General features: G+C 37.5%; 13 protein-coding genes. 9 read left to right on the top strand and 4 right to left on the bottom strand.

The genetic code is table 11. The annotated features are described in order from the left end of the window. The first annotated feature begins 192 nt into the window (after positions 1–192). The 4 genes from J1905_RS01120 to J1905_RS01105 are packed head-to-tail and all read left to right on the top strand — an operon-like array spanning position 193 to position 5,984. Positions 193–2,466: a GH92 family glycosyl hydrolase gene (locus J1905_RS01120; RefSeq protein WP_250317954.1), complete on the top strand. Its 2,274-nt coding sequence runs from the start codon at positions 193–195 to the stop codon at positions 2,464–2,466. Between the two features lie 48 nt (positions 2,467–2,514). After that, positions 2,515–3,759: an L-fucose:H+ symporter permease gene (gene fucP / locus J1905_RS01115; RefSeq protein WP_214225301.1), complete on the top strand. Its 1,245-nt coding sequence runs from the start codon at positions 2,515–2,517 to the stop codon at positions 3,757–3,759. A 26-nt stretch (positions 3,760–3,785) separates the two neighbouring features. Continuing rightward, complete coding sequence (locus J1905_RS01110) at positions 3,786–4,478, top strand: SGNH/GDSL hydrolase family protein (RefSeq protein ID WP_214225300.1); 693 nt, start codon at positions 3,786–3,788, stop codon at positions 4,476–4,478. 24 nt (positions 4,479–4,502) lie between these two features. Next, positions 4,503–5,984: an FAD-binding oxidoreductase gene (locus J1905_RS01105; protein ID WP_214225299.1), complete on the top strand. Its 1,482-nt coding sequence runs from the start codon at positions 4,503–4,505 to the stop codon at positions 5,982–5,984. Positions 5,985–6,017: 33 nt separating this feature from the next. Here J1905_RS01105 and J1905_RS01100 read toward each other — a convergent pair whose 3' ends face one another. Together J1905_RS01100 and J1905_RS01095 are read right to left on the bottom strand one after the other, a co-directional pair. Further along, positions 6,018–7,199: an AIR synthase related protein gene (locus J1905_RS01100; protein ID WP_214225297.1), complete on the bottom strand. Its 1,182-nt coding sequence runs from the start codon at positions 7,197–7,199 to the stop codon at positions 6,018–6,020. Positions 7,200–7,339: 140 nt separating this feature from the next. Beyond that, complete coding sequence (locus J1905_RS01095; RefSeq protein WP_214225295.1) at positions 7,340–9,526, bottom strand: glutamine synthetase III family protein; 2,187 nt, start codon at positions 9,524–9,526, stop codon at positions 7,340–7,342. 489 nt (positions 9,527–10,015) lie between these two features. Here J1905_RS01095 and J1905_RS01090 point away from each other — a divergent pair, with 489 nt between their 5' ends. Together J1905_RS01090 and J1905_RS01085 are read left to right on the top strand one after the other, a co-directional pair. After that, entirely contained in the window at positions 10,016–10,876 is an 861-nt protein-coding gene (locus J1905_RS01090) for an energy transducer TonB (protein WP_214225290.1), read from the top strand. 117 nt (positions 10,877–10,993) lie between these two features. Further along, on the top strand, positions 10,994–11,542 hold the full coding sequence (locus tag J1905_RS01085) for an acyl-CoA thioesterase (protein ID WP_214225288.1): 549 nt from the start codon (positions 10,994–10,996) through the stop codon (positions 11,540–11,542). A 42-nt stretch (positions 11,543–11,584) separates the two neighbouring features. Here the strand turns inward: J1905_RS01085 and J1905_RS01080 are convergent, their stop codons facing one another. Next, on the bottom strand, positions 11,585–12,952 hold the full coding sequence (locus tag J1905_RS01080) for a Gfo/Idh/MocA family protein (RefSeq protein WP_214225286.1): 1,368 nt from the start codon (positions 12,950–12,952) through the stop codon (positions 11,585–11,587). A gap of 172 nt (positions 12,953–13,124) precedes the next feature. Beyond that, positions 13,125–16,790, bottom strand: a complete 3,666-nt coding sequence (gene purL, locus J1905_RS01075; protein ID WP_214225284.1) for a phosphoribosylformylglycinamidine synthase — start codon at positions 16,788–16,790, stop codon at positions 13,125–13,127. Positions 16,791–16,868: 78 nt separating this feature from the next. Between purL and J1905_RS01070 the strand changes: the two genes are divergently transcribed. The 3 genes from J1905_RS01070 (at position 16,869) to fbp (ending at position 19,246) form a co-directional block, all read left to right on the top strand. Beyond that, entirely contained in the window at positions 16,869–17,573 is a 705-nt protein-coding gene (locus J1905_RS01070; protein ID WP_214225283.1) for a tRNA1(Val) (adenine(37)-N6)-methyltransferase, read from the top strand. 74 nt (positions 17,574–17,647) lie between these two features. After that, positions 17,648–18,139, top strand: a complete 492-nt coding sequence (locus tag J1905_RS01065) for a metallophosphoesterase family protein (RefSeq protein ID WP_214225282.1) — start codon at positions 17,648–17,650, stop codon at positions 18,137–18,139. Positions 18,140–18,160: 21 nt separating this feature from the next. Then, positions 18,161–19,246: a class 1 fructose-bisphosphatase gene (gene fbp, locus J1905_RS01060; protein ID WP_214225281.1), complete on the top strand. Its 1,086-nt coding sequence runs from the start codon at positions 18,161–18,163 to the stop codon at positions 19,244–19,246. Positions 19,247–19,269 lie beyond the last annotated feature (23 nt).

Genomic DNA, 19,269 nt, shown 5'->3' with positions numbered 1-19,269 from the left:
TCTTGAAAGAGGAGAGAAAGGAGAGGAAAGGCCGGTTGCATTTGCAACCGGCCTTTTTTAATGGCGCTTTATTGGTTTGCTATAAGGGTTTAGTAACGTAAATAATGCTTTTTTTATGGAATGAGTTTTATATCTTTAGCGTTGCACACATTGTGAATACTTAAGAACCAAACTTATAAACTAATCAGTATTATGTCCTTAATTTTTAGTAGAACAATTACGTCCAAATTTAAGGTTGCTTTTTCAGCGGCTTTGCTTTTTGGACAGGGTATAGCCATGGCCCAGGTTAACCAGTATGAAGGAACTGGTAACCTAAAATATGTCGACCCATTAATTGGGAACGTAGGTCAGCTTTTGGAGCCTACCAGACCAACAATACAACTTCCTAATCAAATGATAAGGATGTTTCCACAAAGATCTGATTACATGTCCGATCAGATTTCCAGCTTCCCTCTAAATGTTGTTTCTCATAGAATGGGGCAAGTTTTTGCCATTAAGCCAACTGTTAAGGTTATTGAAGCATCTGATTGGGGTAAAAGAATGACTTATGATCATGATTTAGAAATCAATCGCCCTTGGTATTATACCACCTGGTTAATTGATGAAGAGATAAAAGTTGAATTTACGCCTGGAAAAAAGACAGGTATATTCAGGTTTGAGTTTCCTGCCAATAGTGAAAAAGGATTATTGCTTGATGTATTTAATGGTGGAGAGCATGAGTATAAATCAATTTCAAAGAAAGAGTTAACTGGTGTTGAAACCTATAGTGGAAATGTTAAAGTGTACATGTATGGTGCTTTTAATACTGATATTACATTGGGTGGTTTAAAAGACGGTAAAGCTGTTGCTGCTAATTCTGTTAATGATAAAGACTTAAAAGCATGGGTAAGTTTCTCTAAAAACGCGCCAAAAGCTATAGAGTTTAAGTATGCTATTTCTTATGTAAGTGCTGAACAGGCTAAGAAGAATTTCGATAACGAGTTAAAAAACTCAACATTTGAGCAGCAAGTTAAAAAAGGAGAAGAAGCTTGGTCGAAAGTAATTAACCAAATTAAAACAGTTGGTGGTACTGAGGCTCAAAAGCGTTCATTCTATACTGCTTTGTATCGTTGCTACGAGCGTATGGTTGATATAACCGAAGATGGCCAGTATTATAGCGGCTATGACAAGCAAGTTCATAAAACTACACGTCCGTTTTATGTAGACGATTGGTCGTGGGATACTTATTTGGCGCATCACCCACTTCGCTCCATCCTTAACCCTGAACAAGAGGGTGATATGATGAACTCTTACGTAAACATGTATACGCAAAGTGGTTGGGTACCTACGTTTCCGTTGTTGTTTGGTGATAATCCTTGTATGAATGGATTTCACTCTTCAATTACTTTTCTTGATGCATATCGCAAAGGGATAAGAAGTTTTGATGTTAAAACGGCTTATGAAGGAATGCTTAAAAATGCAAACGAAGCGACAATGTTGCCTTGGAAAAACGGTCCAAAAGGTGAGTTGGAAGATTTCTATTATGCAAAAGGCTATTTCCCATCTTTGAAAAAGGACGAAAAGGAAACTGATCCAAATGTACATAGCTGGGAAAAACGTCAGGCGGTTGCTGTAACCTTAGGTCATAGTTATGACGATTGGGCTGTTGCAGAAATGGCTAAAGAACTTGGAAAAGAGCAAGATTATACCAAGTTTATTGCAAGAAGTAACAACTACAAAAACTTATGGGATAGCAAAACTCAAATGTTTTTACCAAAAGATAAAGATGGCAATTGGGTAGATATTGATCCTAAGTTTGACGGTGGTATGGGCGGTAGAGATTATTATGATGAGAATAACGGCTGGACTTATTTATGGCAGGTACAACAAGATGTTAAAGGCTTGATTGGTTTGTTTGGTAGTGCAAAAAGCTTTGAGAATAAGTTAGATCAGCTTTATAGAGAGCCACTTGGCAGAAGTAAATATGAAAACTGGGCTAAGTTTCCGGATGCAACAGGTATGGTTGGTCAGTTTTCTATGGGTAACGAACCTAGCTTCCACATTCCTTACTTGTTCAATTACACTGCCTCGCCATGGAAAACTCAAAAGCACATTAGATTCCTTTTAGATACCTGGTTTAAAGATAATGTATTTGGTATCCCTGGTGATGAAGATGGGGGTGGTATGACTGCTTTTGTGGTATTCTCTTCGATGGGATTTTATCCTGTTACTCCGGGTATTCCAGTGTATACTATCGGAAGTCCATTATTTCAAAATGTTAGCATAGATCTTTCAAACGGAAAGAAATTTCAATTGATAGCTAACAATTGTTCAGTTGTAAATAAATACATCCAGAGTGCTAAGTTCAACGGACAAGTGCTAAATACACCGTGGTTTACGCATGAGCAATTGGTTGCAGGTGGCAAATTAGAACTGGAAATGGGTCCTAAACCAAACAAAACCTGGGGTGTAGAGCAAAGCAAATAATTATAAACTAACCAAACAACCAATAAATTAACCATTTATAATAGAACCATGAGTGAATTAAAAGTTAAAGTAGCCCTTACCCAGAAGAAGTTCTTGGTAACTATGGTATTTGTTACGTCCCTCTTTATGTTTTGGGGTATTGCAATTACAATGGCTGATGTATTAAATAAACATTTTCAGCAAACGATGAGCTTGTCTAAGTTTCAATCAGGCTTTGTTCAGTTTGCAGTTTTTGGAGCGTATGCAGTGATGGGGATACCGGCTGGATTATTTATGAAGCGTTTTGGGTATAAAAAAGGAGTGCTCTTAGGCTTGTCGCTTTTTGCTGCAGGGGCTTTTTTGTTTATTCCAGCCGCAAATATTTCTTCTTTTGCTTTTTTTGGGATCGCATTGTTTATTGTTGGTTGTGGATTGTCTACTCTTGAAACAGTTGCCCATCCATTTGTGGCTTCTTTAGGAGATCAACGCACCAGTGACTTGCGTATCAATTTTGCACAGACTTTTAATGCAGTCGGCACTATGATTGGACCGGTTATAGGGGGGTATTTTTTGTTATCTAACAATGTTGAAGGAAGTACTGATCTTACATCTGTTAAGGTATTGTATGCTGTTATTGGTGCTGTTATTCTACTTGTTGCAGTGTCGTTTTCTTTTGTTAAAGTACCAGAATTAATAGATCCTCATGTAGTTTCTTCAGCTGATGCTGATGCGGTTAACGTTGATGTTGAGCCAGGTAAGAAATTGTTTGCGCATAAACATTTTGTTTGGGCGGTTGCTGCTCAATTCTTTAATGTTGCTGCACAAGCCGGAACCTGGGCGTTTTTTATCAACTATACTCATGAAATAGTTGGTTTTAGCTCATCTAAAGCATCTTATGTTATGGGATTCTTTTTTATGGGTATGATGCTTGTTGGGCGTATTCTTGGGACCTTCCTTATGCGTTTTATAGCGCCTAACAAGTTGTTGGCTGCATTTGCATTGGGGAATATAGTAATGTGTATCATCGTTGCCCAAGGCTTAGGTATGGTTTCTTTTGGTGCGCTTTTGATGATCAACTTCTTCTTTAGTATCATGTTCCCGACTATTTTTAGTCTTGGACTTAAAAATCTGGGTTCACATACGCAACAAGCTTCTTCATTTATATCGATGGGGGTTGTTGGTGGTGCATTTTTCCCACTTCTAATGGGGGTAGTAGCAGACTCTTATGGTACAGCACATGCATATTATACGCCAATAATCTGTTATATTGTGATCTTTATGTTTGCTTATAAATTCTATAAGGTAAAACACTAGAAAATAACTTTAACCAAATAAATAGTATGAAAATAATTTCTAAAAAATGGCTGGTCATTCCAGCCATTTTATTCTCCATTCAATTCTCTCAGGCACAGGACTGGGCTAATTTAAAAAGATATCAGGAAGAGAATGCTAAGTTAAGCGCACCTGCTAAAAATGAAAATAGAGTCGTTTTTATGGGTAATTCTATCACTGAGGGATGGAAAAATAATCATCCAGAGTTCTTTACCAGCAAACCTTACATTTGTCGTGGGATTAGTGGACAAACAACTCCTCAAATGTTAATCCGTTTTCATCAGGATGTAGTGGCATTAAAACCTAAAGTTGTTGTAATGCTTTGCGGAATCAATGATATCGCTGGCAATACTGGTCCTTCAACATTGGAAATGATTGAAGATAACATATCGGCTATGGCTGAGATAGCGCGTGCAAACAATATCAAGGTAGTGCTTTCTTCGGTGTTACCTGCTTTCGCTTTCCCATGGAAACCAGAGGTTGAGCCTGCGAATAAGGTAATTGCCTTAAATAAATGGATTAAAGCCTATGCAGAAAAAAATAAACTCATTTATGTTGATTATTTCTCGGCGATGAAAGATGAAAGAAATGGCTTACCTAAGAGCTTGGCAGAGGATGGTATTCATCCAAATAAAGCAGGTTATGCTATCATGGAGCCACTTGTGGAGCAGGGGATAGCAAAAGCATTAAAACAGAAGTAATAAGGTTTCTGGCAATTATTTATTATGAAATTCAGATTCACTTTTAAGAAGTTAATTCTTACGATTTTTGTAATCTTAGTAATATTAATTGTCAGGCCAGTTGGTTTTCTTACATATACATATTTTAAGGATAAAAAAAGCTTAAAATATGTATATCTAGGAAAAACAAAAGATGCAAGTAATCTTAATGAAACAACCATTGATTCAATCGTAAGGCCATCTAAACAGATTGATGAAGCTATCCATCAGATATCTGAGTTAATAAAACAAGCAAAAGTTTCAGGGAAAAAGATTTCTATAGCAGGAGCACAGCATAGTATGGGGGGGCATACCATTTATCCCAATGGAATATTGTTAGATATGAAGCCTTTCAATTACATGGAGTTAGATAGCTCGAATAATGTGCTGTTAGTTGGTTCAGGAGCTTTATGGGGTAAAATTATACCATATCTTGATCATTATGGAAAATCTGTTTCAATAATGCAATCAAATAATTCTTTTTCAGTTGGAGGATCGGTTAGTGTTAACTGTCATGGTTGGCAACTAAACTCTCCACCAATCTCCTCAACCGTGATTTCCTTAAGGTTAATTAATGCAAATGGCGAGGTAGTCAATTGTAGCAGAACAGAAAATCAACAACTTTTTTCACTTGTTTTAGGTGGATATGGTTTGTTCGGAGTTATACTGGATTTAAAATTAAAAGTAGTTGATAATAAAACCTACAAGGTTCAGCAAGCTGTTATCAAGAGTAAGGATTACGTTGTTGAATTTGAAAAGTTAACCAAGAACAATAGTAACATTGGTTTGGCATATGGAAGGATAAATGTTAATCCTGATCATTTTATGGAAGAGGCAATCCTTTCTGTGTACCTAATTGAAAAGGAGGAGCCAGCAAAACTTAATAATGAAAATACCTATTCGGCATTTAGAAGGACTTTGTTCAGAGGGTCGGCAAATAGTAATTACGGTAAGAATTTGCGATGGAAAATGGAAAAGGGAGTAGTAAGCCTTGTCAACGGAAAGCGATTTACTAGAAATAGAATATTGAATGAAGGAGTGGAGGTTTTTGAAAATAGAGATACGGACTTTACCGATATTCTGCATGAATACTTTATTCCAAAGGAATCTGTTTCTATGTTTATTGAAAGGATTCAAAATATAATACCCAGGTATAAAGTTGATCTGTTAAACATCACATTAAGGAATGTGAAAAAGGATAATGATACTTACTTAAACTATGCAAGAACAGAAGTATTTGGTTTTGTGATGTTATTTAATCAAGAAAGAAATAAAACAGCAGAGGCCGAAATGAGTGCTTTAACACGTGAGTTAATTGGGGTAGCTGCGTCTTTAAAAGGGACTTATTATCTTCCTTATCGTTTGCATTCTACTAAAGCACAAATGCTTGAGGCATATCCTCAAGCATCTGTATTTTTTGGACTCAAAAGAACTTATGATCCGCAGGAAATTTTTAATAATCAATTTTATAAAGCCTATGGCAATTGATTTTATTTTTAAGCTGAATGCTCAGCTTGCTTACTAGTTATAAACAAACTCGCCGTTTTCAGAAACGATTGTTACTTGTTTCTGCGCCGAAGCCTCAACACGGCCAATAATCTGCGCATCAATATTAAAGCTTTTAGAGATGGCAATGATATCCTCAGCTATTTCAGCCGGAACATACAATTCCATACGGTGGCCCATATTAAATACTTTATACATTTCTTTCCAGTCTGTACCAGATTGTTCCTGTATTAAACGGAACAGTGGTGGAATTGGAAATAGATTATCTTTTATGATATGAACATCGTCATTAACAAAGTGAAGTACTTTAGTTTGTGCACCACCGCTGCAATGAACGATACCATGAATTTGAGATCTGTGACCTTCTAATACCTTTTTAATAACAGGAGCATAAGTACGCGTAGGTGACAGTACTAATTTACCGGCAGTTACCTCAGTTTGCTCATCAATTTTAACAAGATCAGTTAATTTCTTTCCACCAGAAAATACCAGGTCGAAAGGAACAGCCGGGTCGAAACTTTCAGGGTAGCTGTTAGCTACAGATTTATCGAATACATCATGACGGGCAGAAGTAAGACCATTTGATCCCATACCACCATTGTATTCAGTTTCGTAGCTAGCTTGTCCAGAAGAAGACAAACCAACAATTACATCGCCAGCCTGTATTTTATCATTACTAATGATTTTATCGCGCTCGATACGGCATGTTACGGTTGAATCAACAATGATTGTACGTACTAAGTCGCCAACATCAGCTGTTTCGCCACCAGTAGAGTAAATAGAGATGCCTTGAGATCTAAGCTCAGCTAAAATTTCTTCGGTACCATTAATAATGGCAGCAATTACTTCTCCAGGAATCAGGTTTTTATTACGACCAATTGTTGATGACAATAAAATATTGTCTGTAGCGCCTACGCAGATCAAATCATCAATATTCATAATGATTGCATCCTGAGCAATGCCTTTCCAAACAGAAATATCACCTGTTTCTTTCCAGTAAACATAAGCTAAGGAAGATTTTGTACCTGCACCATCAGCGTGCATAATATTGCAAAATGACTCATCATTGCCTAAAATGTCAGGGATAATCTTGCAGAAAGCCTGCGGAAAAATACCTTTATCTATGTTTTTGATGGCCTGGTGCACATCTTCTTTCGAGGCAGAAACGCCACGCTGGTTGTACCTGTTATCACTCATGTTGCTGCAAAGATAGGGAAACCCCTTAATGTTAAAACTTTAATGTAGAAAAAAAACACACTAACTGATAAAAAAATAACCCCCACTAATTAAAGCGGAGGTTATAAAACTAAAAAATAGTTGGTTATTAGGGGTTTGGTTTATTTTAAAAACAATAATTCCCTGAACTTAGGTAGAGGCCAAACGCTGTCATCTACAATTTGTTCTAACTTATCTGTATGGTAACGAATAGTATCGAAGTAAGATTTTACTTTCTCATCATAAGCAATTGCTTTATCACGTGAATCTTCAATAGTATTTACTTGTTTACGTTGCTCAAGCATTGCATCAATGCTAGTTTTAACGATGTTTAAGTGCTCAGATACTTTGTTGATGATTGATAGCGGAGTTGCTAAAGCATCACCACTTAAACCAAGTTCTTTTAATCCTTTAGCGTTCTCAATTAAAGAGTTTTGGTAAGCAATTGTAGCAGGGATGATCATGCTGTTGGTTACTTCGCCCATTACCCTTGCTTCGATTTGAAGTTTTTTGTAATAGCTCTCTAATAAGATCTCATGACGAGCATGTAACTCTCTTTTGCTGAAGATATTTGTATTTGCAAATAATTCTTCAGTTTTTTCAGATACATAAGCATCTAAAGCTTTGGGAGTAGTTTTGATGTTAGATAGACCGCGTTTTGCAGCTTCTTCAGCCCACTCATCGCTGTAACCATTTCCTTCAAAACGGATATCTTTAGACTCTTTTAAGTATTTTTTGATAACTGTTAATAGCGCAACATCTTTTTTCTCGCCTTTTTTGATCAGTTTATCAACCTCAACCTTGAATTTAGTAAGCTGATCAGCAACGATAGCATTTAAAACAGTCATTGGAGCTGAAGAGTTTTCAGAAGAACCTACTGCTCTTAACTCAAATTTGTTTCCTGTAAATGCGAAAGGTGAAGTACGGTTACGGTCAGTAGTATCAAAAGAAATCTGAGGGATTTTAGGGATACCTAACCATAAAGAATCTTCATTTTTAACTTTTTTAATGATGCTTCTTGATGATTCGATCTCGTCTAATACCTCAGCTAATTGAGAACCAAGGAAAATAGAGATGATTGCAGGAGGAGCTTCGTTAGCACCTAAACGGTGATCGTTGCTTACTGAAGCAATACTTGCTCTTAATAAATCAGCATGCTCATGAACAGCTTTGATGGTGTTAACAAAGAATGTTAAGAACATCAAGTTGTTTTTAGGAGTTTTTCCTGGAGATAATAAGTTTTTACCAGTGTCAGTAATTAACGACCAGTTGTTGTGTTTACCTGAACCGTTGATGCCAGCATATGGTTTTTCATGTAAAAGCACTTTAAAGTTATGTCTTAAAGCAACTTTTTCCATTAAGTCCATTAACAATTGGTTGTGGTCAATTGCAAGGTTGATTTCTTCATAAATAGGAGCACACTCAAATTGAGAAGGAGCAACCTCATTATGACGGGTTTTCAAAGGAATACCCAATTTTAAAGCCTCATTTTCGAAGTCAACCATGTACGTGAATACACGCTCAGGGATAGATCCAAAATAATGATCTTCTAATTGCTGTCCTTTAGCAGACATATGACCAAATAGTGTACGGCCAGTTAAAGCTAAATCTGGACGAGCGTTATATAATGAACGGTCTACAAGGAAATATTCTTGTTCAATACCTAAAGATGCATTTACTTTAGTGATGCTTTTATCAAAATATTGGCAAACATCAACAGCAGCTTTGTCCATAGCAGCAAGTGCTTTTAACAAAGGAGCTTTGTAATCTAATGCTTCACCGGTATAAGAAACAAATACAGTTGGGATACAAAGTGTTTTACCAGCTTTGCTTTCCATAATAAATGCTGGAGAAGAAGGATCCCATGCAGTATATCCGCGTGCTTCGAAAGTGTTACGGATACCACCATTAGGGAAGCTTGATGCATCTGGTTCTTGTTGAACTAATGCGCTACCTGCAAAATTCTCAATTGCACCATCGCCGCTAGGCTCAAAAAATGAATCATGTTTCTCAGCTGTAGTACCGGTTAATGGTTGAAACCAGTGAGTATAGTGAGTAGCACCTTTAGCCATTGCCCAGCCTTTCATAGCTGTTGCGATGTGATTGGCATCTTCATGATTAATTAGCTCACCCGAGTCAATGGATGAAACCAATTTTTGATAAACCTCTTTTGACAAGAAATCTTTCATTTTTCTTTTGTCAAAAACATTAACGCCGAAAAAATCAGAGATTTTGGCAGCAGGAGCCTTTACCTCTGGTGAAACTCTCGTTTGCGCCTCTCTTAATGCAATTGTTCTTAAGCTTTTCATTTATTTGTTTAAAATTTTACCAAAAATAGGATTATTAATTAATTATTTCCATCAAATTGTTTGTAAAAATACAAATGTTGACAAAATTTGAAGCAAAAATTGAACATTTTTGATGAAAACCAGTTTTTGAGAAGAGGAATAAGTTAAAGAGGTGGCTTTTTTAGGGGTGTTAGACGATTTGTCTAATTTCTGTGTCATTTTGTAAAATGACGTTTAAGTCGGCCTCTCGAAGGGTAAATATACTGTTTGTTCATTTATTTTTATATTTTTGGAGGGTATTTTTTCGTTTTTAAAGGTTTTTGTCTTAAAATTTCCAATATTTTCCCCTAAAAGCAGTGAAAGTTACTAAAACTATTGTTTTAGCCGTTTTTTAACAGAGAGATCATTTTTATCTGTTTTTCTGAAAAACTCTTTCTTTTTAAGTTTTTTTTAAAGTGTTATGGAATATATGGATGTTCTACATCCTGTTTAAAACTAATACTCGAAATTATGCTTAACATCTCATCCAATTTACACAAGACAGAGTGGCTCGATCTTGTATTTAAAAACAGAAACAAAAACTATGGTGCTTACTCCTTAAGATCTCAATCATCTGGCACCACTGCACGCGCTTTATTTATTGCTGCTCCGTTATTTGTGCTATTTTTTGCCGGACCAATGATTTATAAATATTTTATTGGTGAAAATGCGAGTACAATAGTAGAGCCTATAAATACTGATCGGATTATTTCTTTAACTCTGGCTGAGCGTAAAATTGAGAAACCAAAACCTCAGGAAAAGATGGATATGCTGAAAACTGAGCCTATAAAAGAGAAAATTAAAACTGTTAAGCCAGTTTCTAATCCAATAGTTGTAGATAGGCCAGTGCTTGCAGACCCGCCAACTTTAGTGGAGATGGATCATGCAGCAGTAGGGCCTGTTACACAGTCGGGTGTTGAAACTTCTCTTGGTTCGGTTCCTGTTGAGGGTACTGGGAATGGAATAGGTACCGGTAGTGGCGAAGGAAACGGGGTTAAGGAGGATAACGGAATCCATGATATGACCGATATTCAGTCTTATCCGGAGTTTGAGGGAGGGATGAAGGCTTGGGCTAAGTTTATACAAAGGAATTTAAGGTATCCAAATGCAGCGCAGGAAGTTGATGCACAGGGTAAGGTTTATATCAGTTTCGTAGTAGAAAAAGATGGTTCTGTTTCTAATGTTAGTGTTTTGAGAGGAATCGGTTATGGTTGTGATGAAGAGGCTGTGAGGGTAATTAGTAAATCGCCAAAATGGAAACCAGGTAAACAAAATGATCAAAATGTTAGGGTTAGGTATAATATGCCGCTTTCATTTACTATAAGCAGGTAACCAATACAGCGTATTCGATACGCTCTCAGTATTAAGAATGGGGTTAGGGGATGTAATTAAGTTTGCAGCCCCTTTTTTATTGATAAAAAACTAAATTGCATATCAAAAGACTCATTTATGCAAGATTTTAAACCAGTAGAAAATTCTCAAACAACACTTACAGAACTTATGATACCTTCTTATTCTAATTTTGGGGGTAAAATACATGGAGGGATTATTTTAAGTTTAATGGATAAGGTTGCTTATGTATGTGCGGCAAAACATTCAGATGGTTATTGTATAACGGCTTCTATTGATGTTGTTGATTTTTTAGCACCTGTTGAAGTTGGTGAATTGGTTTCTTTAATGGCATCCGTAAATTACGTGGGTAACACCTCCATGATTATAGGGATAAGAGTTGTTTCAGAAAATTTGAAAACCCATGTGATCAAGCACACCAATACGAGTTACTTTACTATGGTCGCTATAGGTGATAATAACAAACCTAAAGAGGTGCCTGGATTGATATTGAAAAGTGAAGAAGATGTTAGAAGATTTGCGCAGGGTCTAAATAGAAAGAACCTCAAAACTGAGTATAAAAAAAATGAAGCTAGCTTAAGAGAAAACTACAATAATGAAAGTTGCTTAATTACACTTAAAAATGAAAGGTGTAAGGTTGATTTATAAAGGAGATTTAAGTGAATGTGGGGAGAGCTGCCTCACATTCACTTAAATTTTAGGCTCCCATCCCTTTTCGTACGAACGACCCCATAGCTTCTGGGCTTCTTTGTCGCCCACGATGTGGCCGTTTTTAGGATCGATTTTTAAGTCACGACCAACTCGCCATGATATATTTGCTAATTGCATGGCAACTGTGCTTTTGTAACCAAGTTCAACATCGCAGTTAGGTTGTCTGTTGTTTCTTATTGCATCTAAAAAATCTGCTATATGTAAACTATCCAATCCTAAACTTGGGCTGGCAGTGTTTCTTCCCTCTAATGATTCGCCACCTGACTTAGGTTTTACATCCTCAATTAATTTGCCCTGGAGATCATATATTTTATAGGCATCATCCCCGGTATCGAGGCTTCCTTTTTCGCCATAAAAGATAATTCCACGTTCCTGACCTTCAACTTTTCTTCCGTTACAGCTTCTGTTTTCCCAAAGCAAAGTTACCTTTCCGGGATAATCTAAAGTTGCTATTTGAGTGTCTGGGGTCTCCCAATCATCATTGAATTGATACCTGCCACCGGAAGAGCTAACCCGAGTTGGGAAATCTACTCCCAAACCCCAACGGGCAACGTCAACTTCATGAGTTCCATTATTTAATGCCTCGCCTGTTCCCCAATGCCAGAACCAGTGCCAGTTGTAATGGATTAGGCCTTCTTTGTAATCAACACGAGGAGCGGGGCCCTGCCATAAATCATAGTCCAGCCAGTCGGGCACATTTCCGGGTTTTAAAAATGTTTCCTTTCTTGTGTTCGTATACCAGGTCTTGGCCATGTAGATGCGACCAATTACCCCTTCATGGAGTCGCTCGATTCCTTTAGTAAGGGTAGGGGCAGAGCGGCGCTGTGCACCCATTTGCACTATTCTATTGTACTTCCTTGCTGCGGCTACAGCCATTTCACCTTCTCTTGGATTATGGCTTAAAGGTTTTTCTACATAAACATGTTTCCCAGCCTGGCAAGCCATAATGGTTAGTGGGGCATGCCAATGATCAGGTGTTGCCGTATATATTGCATCAACTGATTTATCTTCTAAAACTTTGCGCAAGTCTTTTTCAGATTTGGGCGTGGTGGTTTGCCCAGCCTTCATTATTGTGTTTATTGCATTAGGAATTGCTCTTGAATCTACATCGCAAACTGAAACTACTTGCGTGTTTTTTTGCTGGGCAAAAGTGCCACCCATGCTATTACCACGACTATTAACTCCGATAGTTGCTACGTTTATTCTTTCGTTTGCGCCGATAATATTTCTATAGCTTTTAGCGCTAAAGCCTGATGCAGTTCCACCGAATATGCTATTCCCAACAGATAACGCTGCAGTGCCAATACCTATCTTTTTTATAAAATCTCTTCTTGAATTGTTGCTCATGGTTTATTTATGGTTATAAAATAAATTTAGTGAAACAATTCTTATATCAAGAAGGAATAATTTGGTTGATCAAGAGCGGATATAAATATGTTACATCAAGAACGCTCTAAAAACAACAAATCCGAATGACCACTTCTGGTTCATTCGGATTTGCTAATTTATTTTTTAAGTTTTATCCTTTATGATCTTCAACCCATTTTCTGGCGTTCACAAAAGCTTCCATCCAAGGTGTAACTTCATCTTTACGTCCTTTTGGATAGTTTGCCCAATGCCATTGGAACAATGAACGCTCAATGTGAGGCATCATTACCAGGTGACGACCAGACTCATCGCACATCATTGCTGTGTTGTGATCAGATCCGTTTGGACTAGCTGGGTAAGTTTCGTAAGCATATTTAGCTACGATTTGGTATTTATCCTCTGCGTAAGGCAATTGGAATCTACCTTCACCATGTGAAACCCAAACACCCAATGTAGCGCCTGCTAATGTAGAAAGCATTACTGAATTGTTTTCTTGTAGGGTTAATGAAGTAAATATACTTTCGTGTTTACCACTTTGGTTATGCAACATTTTTGGTTTCTCTGCATGGTCTTTATTAATCAGGCCAAGCTCAACAAAAAGCTGACAACCATTACAAATTCCTACAGATAAAGTATCTGGTCTGCTAAAGAAGTTTTCAAGAGCAATTTTAGCTTTTTCATTGTACATGAAAGCACCTGCCCATCCTTTTGCTGATCCTAAAACGTCAGAGTTAGAGAAACCACCAACAGCACCAATGAATTGAATGTCTTCTAAAGTCTCTCTTCCTGAGATAAGGTCAGTCATGTGAACATCCTTAACATCAAAACCGGCAAGGTACATGGCATTAGCAACTTCACGCTCTGAGTTACTTCCTTTTTCACGGATAATAGCTGCTTTTGGTCTTGGTTTCGAAGCATCTAAAACTGGCTTCTTGCCGTCAAATTGAGCCGGGAAGTTAAAGTTAAGTATGTGGTTTTTATAGTTGTCAAAGCGTTCTTTTGCTTTTACAGGTCCACTTTGTTTTTTATCTAATAGATAAGAAGTTTTGAACCATACATCACGTAAGTGATCAATGTCAAAAGATAACTCATCTGAATTGTTTTTTAGCTGTAAGCTGGCAGTTGAAGTAACTTCACCAATTTTGTGATAAGCAACGCCATTTGCGGAAAGGATAGCTTCAACATCTTCAGTTGCCTGGAATACGATACCTATGTTTTCAGCAAAAAGCAACTTGATGATGTCTTGCTCACCTAGAGAAGAAAGATCTAATGATGCGCCAAGATCACGATCAGCAAAACAAAGTTCTAATAAAGTAGTGATTAAACCACCGCTACCTATATCATGTCCTGCTTGTATTTTTTCAGCTTTTATTAATTCCTGAAGTGTGTTGAATGTATTTTTAAGTTGGTCTGCGTTTTTAACATCTGGAGTTTCGTTGCCAATTCTGTTTAAGATTTGTGCAAATGAAGAACCGCCAAGTTTATAGGTATCATCAGATAAGTTAATGTAGTAAATTGAACCACCATCTTTTTGTAAAACAGGTTCAACAACTTTAGTGATGTCGTTGCAATTTCCTGCAGCTGAGATAATCACAGTACCAGGAGCAATAACCTCATCGTTCTTGTATTTTTGCTTCATTGATAGTGAATCTTTACCTGTTGGGATATTGATTCCTAAGCTGATTGCGAAATCAGAACAAGCTTTTACCGCTTCATATAACCTGGCATCTTCACCTTCATTTTTACAAGCCCACATCCAGTTAGCTGAAAGCGAAACGCTCTTAAGTCCATCTTTTAATGGTGCCCATACAAGATTAGAAAGAGATTCAGCAATAGCAATACGACTTCCTGCTGCCGGATCAATTAAAGCAGATAGGGGAGCGTGGCCTACTGAAGTAGCAATACCTTCTTTTCCTTGGAAGTCTAACGCCATCACACCGCAGTTGTTAAGCGGTAATTGTAGCGGGCCAGCACATTGTTGCTTAGCAACGCGACCACCTACACAACGGTCTACTTTGTTCGTTAACCAGTCTTTAGAAGCAACTGCTTCCAATTGTAAAACTTGCTCCAGATAAGTATTTAACTGAGCTTTATCATAAGTAACTGGTTGGTATTTTCTATCGATGGTTTTATCATCCATTACTACTTTTGGAGAACTGCCGAACATGTCTTTCAGTTCTAAATCCATTGGTTTGGCACCAGTAGTCGCAGATTCAAAAGTAAAGCGGTGATCGCCTGTAACTGTACCTACAGTATACATTGGAGAACGTTCACGATCTGCAATTTTTTGAAGTGTTTCTATATGTTCTTGTCCGATTACCAGACCCATACGCTCCTGAGATTCGTTACCGATAATCTCTTTTGCTGAAAGGGTAGGATCTCCGACAGGTAATTTATCAAGATCTATTTTTCCGCCGGTTTCTTCAACCAATTCAGAAAGACAGTTTAAGTGACCACCAGCGCCGTGATCATGTATAGATACGATACTGTTATGCTCGCTTTCTACCATGCCACGTACAGCATTTGCTGCTCTTTTTTGCATTTCAGGATTAGATCTCTGAATGGCATTTAATTCAATTCCACTACCTAAAGCGCCGGTGTCAGCTGATGATACTGCAGCACCACCCATACCAATTCTGTAGTTTTCTCCACCAAGAACTACAATTTTATCACCTTCAGAAGGCTTTTGTTTCTTAGCCTGGCTAGCTTTACCGTAACCAACACCACCTGCAAGCATGATTACTTTGTCGAAACCAAGTTTACGACCATCCTCTTCATGTTCAAACGTAAGTACAGATCCAGTGATTAGTGGCTGGCCGAATTTATTTCCAAAATCAGTTGCTCCATTCGAAGCTTTGATTAGAATATCCATTGGAGTTTGGTATAACCATTCTCTTTCTTCAACACCTTTTTCCCAAGGGCGATTATCTTCTAATCTTGATAAGGCAGTCATGTAAACCGCAGTACCAGCTAAAGGCAATGAGCCTTGTCCACCTGCAAGTCTGTCTCTGATTTCACCACCTGATCCTGTGGCAGCACCATTAAATGGTTCAACAGTTGTTGGGAAATTGTGTGTTTCTGCTTTTACTGAAATTACTGATTCGAAATCGCTGATTGCATAGTAATCAGGTATGTCTGCACGTTTAGGTGCAAACTGCTGAACTACAGGCCCCTTAATAAAGGCAACGTTGTCTTTGTATGCAGAAACGATATCGTTAGGGTTTTCTTCTGATGTTTTACGGATCAGTTTAAAAAGTGAGGTTGGTTGCTCTACGCCATCGATAACAAATTTACCATTAAAGATTTTGTGACGACAGTGTTCTGAGTTAACCTGAGAAAAACCAAATACTTCTGAATCTGTAAGCGCTCTTCCAAGTCTTTTAGAAAGACCATCTAAATAACCTACTTCATCATCACTTAGTGATAAACCTTCCTGTTTATTGTAAGCAGCGATGTTGCTAACCTCAATAATAGATTCCGGTTGTATGTTAATAGTATATATATCCTGATTAAGTTCCTTGTATTTTTGAGATAACATTGGGTCAAAGTCAGCAAAGTTCTCTTCAACTTTATGGAATTCTTCAATCCTGATGATTCCTTCGATGGCCATATTTTGCGTAATCTCTACCGCATTAGTGCTCCAAGGAGTTACCATTGCTGCTCGAGGTCCAACAAAAAAATCTGTTAATACGGTTTCTTGCTTTAATTTTGCACCGCCAAACAGCCATTCTAGTTTTGTAATATCAGTATCGGATAAGTTTTGCGCGGTTTGTAAAGCGAAAACTGTATTGGATTGATTGGAGAAGAAATAAATCATTGTAGTGTTTTGAGCCGCAAATTTAGCGTTAAAATTTTAAAACCGCGAGGGTAGAATGTAATATATTCGCAGAAGCGTATGGGAAGTATTTTTAAATTTAAGCAGTTTGAGGTAAATCAGGCCGGTTGTGCCATGAAAATTAACACTGACGGAGTATTATTGGGGGCAATTGTTCAAAAAAATGACGCTAAACAAATACTCGATATTGGCACTGGAACAGGTGTTATTGCATTAATGTTGGCGCAACGCTTTCCAAATTCATTGGTTGATGCTGTAGAAATCGATGAATCGGCGGCATTGGCTGCTTCTGCTAATTTTAGTAATTCAGATTTTTCTGAAAGGATTAAGGCTCATCATTTTCCTATAGCATTATATAATACTGATGTTAAATACGATCTGATTGTTTCCAATCCTCCTTATTTTGTGAATGATCTTAAGAATCCGGAGCAAAGAAAAGGTATAGCTAGACATGCCGATGAGAACTTTTTTGAGTTACTGTTGCTAAAAACTTCAGAACTATTGGCTGATGATGGGTGTATCTGGTTAATACTTCCGGTTAAGCAGGCTGAGTTTGTGGCAGAACGGGCTTCGGCGTTTAATTTAGTACTTGGCGAAAGAATAAATGTTTGCTCTGATGAAAGTAAGCCGGTTTTTCGTCATATCATCTGCTTGCAGCGAAAAGTCGTTGAGACAAAAGTGAGTAACTTCTTTATTTATGAGTCGGAGAAAGTGTATACTTCCGACTATAAACGATTACTTAAAGATTTCTTATTGGCTTTTTAGTCGTATAAATATCATTATACATAGCTTTGTTTGATACATACTAATTTGTTTGATTCATATTAAGAACATATACTTTGACTAAGATAGGCTTGATTTCTGATACGCATGGGTTTTTGGACCCAGCGGTTTTTAAACACTTTGCGGATTGCGATGAAATATGGCATGCTGGCGACTTTGGAGCTAATGTTGCAGAAGAGCTCGCTGCCTTTAAACCACTACGTGGTGTTTATGGAAATATCGATGGTAAAGAGATTAGAAGTGTTTATCCGGAACACCTGCGTTTCAACTGTGAAAAGCTTGATGTTTGGATGACTCATATTGGTGGTTATCCCGGTAAATATTCTCCTAATGTTAAGGGTGAGATATACACTAAGCCTCCGAAATTATTTATAACCGGACATTCACATATTTTGAAGGTGATGTATGACAAGAAAATCGATTGTTTGCATATAAATCCAGGTGCAGCAGGTAATTCGGGCTGGCATAAGGTTAAAACTTTAATTAGATTTAGTGTTTCTGATGAAAAAATACATAACTTAGAGGCTATAGAAATAGGTAATAGATAACGTATTAAATACACTAAGTATATGTCGGGTATAAAAACACTGGGGCAGTTTATCATCGAAAAACAGGCCGATTTTCCCTATGCAAAAGGTGAGCTTTCAAGACTACTGAGGGACATTGGTATCGCCTCCAAAATTGTGAACCGGGAAGTGAATAAAGCAGGTCTGGTTGATATATTGGGAGCTGCCGGAACTATGAATATTCAGGGAGAGGGGCAGCAGAAGCTGGATGTGTATGCAAATACGCAATTTATAAGCGCTTTAACAAGTGGTGGTGAGTGTTGTATCGTTGCAACTGAAGAAGAGGATGAGTTTGTGAAAATTGACTCTCCGGTATCTAAAAATGCTAAATACATTGTATGTATTGATCCACTTGATGGCTCTTCAAACATTGATTGCAATGTAGCAGTAGGAACTATTTTTTCAATTTATAGAAGAAAATCGACGAGGGGAGAAGCTACCCTGCATGATGTTTTGCAAAAAGGAACAGAGCAGGTTGCGGCTGGTTATGTGATCTATGGATCATCAACTATGTTGGTGTACACAACCGGTAAAGGAGTAAACGGTTTTACTTTAGATCCTTCTATTGGGGAGTTTTGCTTATCACACCCAAATATGAAGATACCTCCAAATGGAAATATCTATTCCTTAAATGAAGGGAATTATGTGCATTTCCCTGAAGGAGTAAAGAAATATCTGAAATATGTACAGGTAGAAGATGAGTCTACCAATAGGCCATATACATCAAGATATATTGGTTCTATGGTGGCCGATATTCATCGTAATTTAATAAAAGGGGGCATTTATATATATCCTACCACCGCGCGTTCTCCTAAAGGAAAATTAAGGTTATTGTATGAGTGTAATCCGATGGCTTTTATAGTTGAACAGGCTGGGGGAGTGGCTTCCGATGGTTTTAATAGGATATTGGAAATAGAACCAACGGAATTACATCAGCGTACCGCTATATTTATTGGATCTGAACACATGGTGCATGTAGCAGAATCGTTAATGATGGAATATTCTTCCGATAGGAAGTCTAGCTCGCGGTATATCTCTGGGGTTGAGGATAAATTGGAGCAAATGGGGGTTGTTGGGGGTATTGACTAATAGATGTTTTTTGTATGTTTGTG

Origin of the sequence: Pedobacter sp. B4-66 (assembly GCF_018492665.1) — a bacterium.
Taxonomy (GTDB): Bacteria; Bacteroidota; Bacteroidia; order Sphingobacteriales; family Sphingobacteriaceae; genus Pedobacter.
Note: the sequence above shows the minus strand (reverse complement) of the source record. Positions and strands in the feature narration are given on the sequence as shown.

Coding starts and splice junctions, on each gene's coding strand:
- J1905_RS01120 (WP_250317954.1), top strand. CDS start 193: ATGTCCTTAATTTTTAGTAGAACAATTACGTCCAAATTTAAGGTTGCT.
- fucP (WP_214225301.1), top strand. CDS start 2,515: ATGAGTGAATTAAAAGTTAAAGTAGCCCTTACCCAGAAGAAGTTCTTG.
- J1905_RS01110 (WP_214225300.1), top strand. CDS start 3,786: ATGAAAATAATTTCTAAAAAATGGCTGGTCATTCCAGCCATTTTATTC.
- J1905_RS01105 (WP_214225299.1), top strand. CDS start 4,503: ATGAAATTCAGATTCACTTTTAAGAAGTTAATTCTTACGATTTTTGTA.
- J1905_RS01100 (WP_214225297.1), bottom strand. CDS start 7,199: ATGAGTGATAACAGGTACAACCAGCGTGGCGTTTCTGCCTCGAAAGAA.
- J1905_RS01095 (WP_214225295.1), bottom strand. CDS start 9,526: ATGAAAAGCTTAAGAACAATTGCATTAAGAGAGGCGCAAACGAGAGTT.
- J1905_RS01090 (WP_214225290.1), top strand. CDS start 10,016: ATGCTTAACATCTCATCCAATTTACACAAGACAGAGTGGCTCGATCTT.
- J1905_RS01085 (WP_214225288.1), top strand. CDS start 10,994: ATGCAAGATTTTAAACCAGTAGAAAATTCTCAAACAACACTTACAGAA.
- J1905_RS01080 (WP_214225286.1), bottom strand. CDS start 12,952: ATGAGCAACAATTCAAGAAGAGATTTTATAAAAAAGATAGGTATTGGC.
- purL (WP_214225284.1), bottom strand. CDS start 16,790: ATGATTTATTTCTTCTCCAATCAATCCAATACAGTTTTCGCTTTACAA.
- J1905_RS01070 (WP_214225283.1), top strand. CDS start 16,869: ATGGGAAGTATTTTTAAATTTAAGCAGTTTGAGGTAAATCAGGCCGGT.
- fbp (WP_214225281.1), top strand. CDS start 18,161: ATGTCGGGTATAAAAACACTGGGGCAGTTTATCATCGAAAAACAGGCC.